Below are 3,107 nucleotides of genomic sequence, written 5' to 3'. Positions count from 1 at the left end.
CTGGGCGACGGTCGCCAGGATCAGGGGACCTGGGCCTTGACGCAGCCGGCGGCGCTGCAGGCGATGGAGCGCCAGTAGTGGACGCCGTTCACGTCCCAGCTCAGGGCTCCCCAGATGGAGCCGGTGCTGGTGTCGGAGCACCAGCCGCCGGTGGGCGCGTCGCCGATCGACGCCGTCCGTCCCAGGTCGTTGCCCTGCCTGACGGTGCCGGCCTCCCCGGCCACGTTGGTCTTGCCGTTGGCCTGGAGGTTGGCCAGGCGCACCTGGTAGGTGTTCTGGTTCTGCCAGATCTCGACACGAGCCCCCGGGCCGGCGTGCTGTTCCCGCAGGGTCCACGGCGCGTAAGGCTGCCCGCACAGGTTCTGGACCCGGTCCTGGGGCTGCCCGGGGCTCTCGCTCTGGGTGGGGCTTTCCGTCGGGCTCTGGGTCTGGTCGGGGCTCTGCGTGGCGGTCGACGTCGGGCTCTGTGCCGGGGTGAGGGCCGGGACCGGCGGCAGGGTGGGGGTCTGGGCCCGCGCGGGTGTGGCCGCCAGCGGCAGGCCGACCGCCAGCGCGGCAGTGGTCACCAGCGTCGTCAGGATCACAGCCGGCCGGCGTCGTGCCGCGGCCGGGCCATGTGGGATGACATGCACTATTCGGTATCCTTTCTCCACCCGGAACTGCGGACGCAGAGTAGCCACGTCCACGCTGTGCGTTTCCGTTCCGGTGCGAAAGTTCCCTTCAGGCGCCCCTGGCAGACCTGCGGCCAGCGTCTTCACCCCTTCCGGGTCTGCCCGCCCCCACGGGCGCCGGCTTCCCGTCATCCGGCTTCCCGCCATCCGGCTTCCCGCCATCCGGCCGGTGCGTCGTCCTGGGGCTGGATGACCGCCACAGGAGTGGGTGGGGCGGGGGTGGGGCGGGGATGGGCCGATACGCTCGTGGGTGTGGCAACCGCGCAGATCTATCCGAGCCTGCTGGCGGCCGATTTCGGGCGGGTCGCCGACGCCGCGCGCGCGGTCGAGGGCCACGCCGACTGGCTGCACGTCGACGTCATGGACTACCACTTCGTCCCCAACCTGGCGTTCGCGCCGGACACGGTGACCGCCCTGCGCACGGTCACCACCACCCCGCTCGACTGCCATCTGATGATCGGCGACCCGGACCGCTGGGCCGCCGGCTACGCCGAGCGGGGCGCGGCGAACGTGACCATCCACGCCGAGGCCGTCCATGACCTGCCCCGCACGACCGACGCCATCCGGGCCGCCGGCGCGCGCACCGGGCTCGCCGTCAAACCGGCCACCCCGGTCGAGCGTTATGTCGACGACCTGCACCGTTTCGACCTGCTGCTGCTGATGACCATCGAGCCCGGGTTCGGCGGCCAGAAGTTCATGGACGAGGTCCTGCCGAAGATCGAGGCGGCTCGGCGGCTGCTGGACGACCGGGGGCTCGACCTGTGGCTGCAGATCGACGGCGGGGTCAACGCCGAGACCATCGAACGGGCCGCGCGGGCCGGGGTGGACGTCTTCGTCGCCGGCACCGCCGTCTACGGCGCCGCCGACCCGGCCGCGGCGCTGGAGGCGCTGCGCGCGCAGGCGCTGGCCGCCGCCCCCCGGCTGGTGGCACCGGTCCCCGGGAAGGGCTGACCGGGCGATGCCGGGACGCCGGGCGCCAGGGCACCAGGCGCGGGAACGGCCGGCGCCGCGGGAACGGCCGGCGCCGCGGTGACGGCCGGCGCGGACGAGCGGTGGCTGCGGATGGCGGTCGAGATCTCCCGGCGGTGCCCGCCGTCACCGGGTGCGTTCTCGGTGGGCGCGGTCATCGTCGACCACTGCGCAGGCCCGGCGGCGGACGCGCCCGTGCGGGTGCTGGCGACCGGTTACTCGCGCGAGCTGGACCCGCATGACCACGCCGAGGAGGTCGCGCTGCGCAGGCTCGCGCGACGCGGCCGGGACGGCTTGCCGGTCCCGGTCGGCCCGCTGACGCTCTACAGCTCGCTGGAGCCGTGCAGCGCCCGGGCCTCCCGGCCCCGGACCTGCACGGAGCTGATCATCGAGGGCGGGATCCGCCGGGTGGTCTTCGCCTGGCGTGAACCCGTGCTGTTCGTCGACTGCGAAGGCGTGGAGATCATGCGGCGGGCCGGCCTCGACGTCGTCGAGGTGCCGGCGCTGGCCGCCGCGGTCCGGGCGGTCAACGCCCACCTGCTCGCGTGACCGTTACGCGCATGGCGTTTTTGCATGACGTTTCTCACATGATGCCGCGCATGTGACGTCGCTCATATGGAACACTTATATAAACCTCTTGAGTGTAGCGGCCCCGGTAGCAAATACCCGCAAAAGCGGATATACAAGGCCGACCATGCGCGGTCGAACACGTGAAGATGGACGAAGAGTGAGCGGTGTACTGCCGTCCGGTATCGCGTGAGCTTTCTTGCACCTGTGCCGTCCGCGTGTGCCAGACTTGGTCAGGTAGTTAGCAGCACGCGCGCTCCGGGGTCGGTGAAAATCCGAACCGGCGGTGACAGTCCGCGACCCGTCCGCAGCCAGCGGACGGCTGACCCGGTGGAATTCCGGGGCCGACGGTGAAAGTCCGGATGGGAGGACGCGCGCGGGCGTGTGCTGTCCGGCGGCCCACAGGCCTGCCGACGGCCCGTCCAGCGCCCATGCGCCGGACGTGTCCCGCGTGATCGCCTCCGTCTCGGACGTGGTGCCGGGACGAGAGGGCACACAGGAATGTTCACCGGCATCGTCGAGGAACTCGGCGTGGTCGCGGCCGTCGAACCACGGCCGGCCGCCGCTCGGCTGGTCATTGACGCCACGAAGGTACTTGAGGACGTCAGCGAGGGCGCGTCCATCGCGGTCAACGGGGTCTGTCTGACCGTCACCAGCTGGTTCCCCCACGGCGAGGGGCAGGCGTTCGCGGCCGACGTCATGCAGGAGACGCTCGACCGCTCGTCCCTGGGTGGGCTGCGCGCCGGCGACCGGGTCAACCTGGAGCGCCCCGTGCGCCTGGCCGACCGCCTCGGCGGGCATCTCGTGCAGGGGCACGTGGACGGCGTCGGCGTGGTCCTCGAACGCCGCTCCAGCACCTCTGTTGTGCATGTGGAGGCCTCCGGCGACGCGGCGGCAACA

4 protein-coding genes and 1 riboswitch are annotated in these 3,107 nt (G+C 72.0%); of the genes, 3 read left to right on the top strand and 1 reads right to left on the bottom strand.

All coding sequences use genetic code 11. The annotated features are described in order from the left end of the window. Positions 1–20: 20 nt before the first annotated feature. The gene (locus NBW84_RS23585) at positions 21–632 is read right to left on the bottom strand and encodes a hypothetical protein (RefSeq protein WP_250287515.1); all 612 of its coding nucleotides are present in this window, start codon (positions 630–632) and stop codon (positions 21–23) included. A gap of 291 nt (positions 633–923) precedes the next feature. Here NBW84_RS23585 and rpe point away from each other — a divergent pair, with 291 nt between their 5' ends. The 3 genes from rpe to NBW84_RS23570 all read left to right on the top strand — a co-directional run. Then, positions 924–1,622, top strand: a complete 699-nt coding sequence (gene rpe / locus NBW84_RS23580; protein ID WP_250287518.1) for a ribulose-phosphate 3-epimerase — start codon at positions 924–926, stop codon at positions 1,620–1,622. A gap of 78 nt (positions 1,623–1,700) precedes the next feature. Continuing rightward, on the top strand, positions 1,701–2,189 hold the full coding sequence (locus NBW84_RS23575; protein ID WP_445548482.1) for a dCMP deaminase: 489 nt from the start codon (positions 1,701–1,703) through the stop codon (positions 2,187–2,189). Between the two features lie 267 nt (positions 2,190–2,456). Next, positions 2,457–2,585: riboswitch (FMN riboswitch) on the top strand. A 123-nt stretch (positions 2,586–2,708) separates the two neighbouring features. Continuing rightward, positions 2,709–3,107 (top strand): riboflavin synthase (locus NBW84_RS23570; RefSeq protein ID WP_445548481.1); only part of this gene is annotated, 399 nt, incomplete at its 3' end.

Origin of the sequence: Protofrankia sp. CiP1_Cm_nod2 (assembly GCF_920664355.1) — a bacterium.
GTDB lineage: Bacteria > Actinomycetota > Actinomycetes > Frankiales > Frankiaceae > Protofrankia.
The sequence above is the reverse complement of the archived record's forward strand: the minus strand, read 5'-3'. Positions and strand labels throughout refer to the sequence as shown.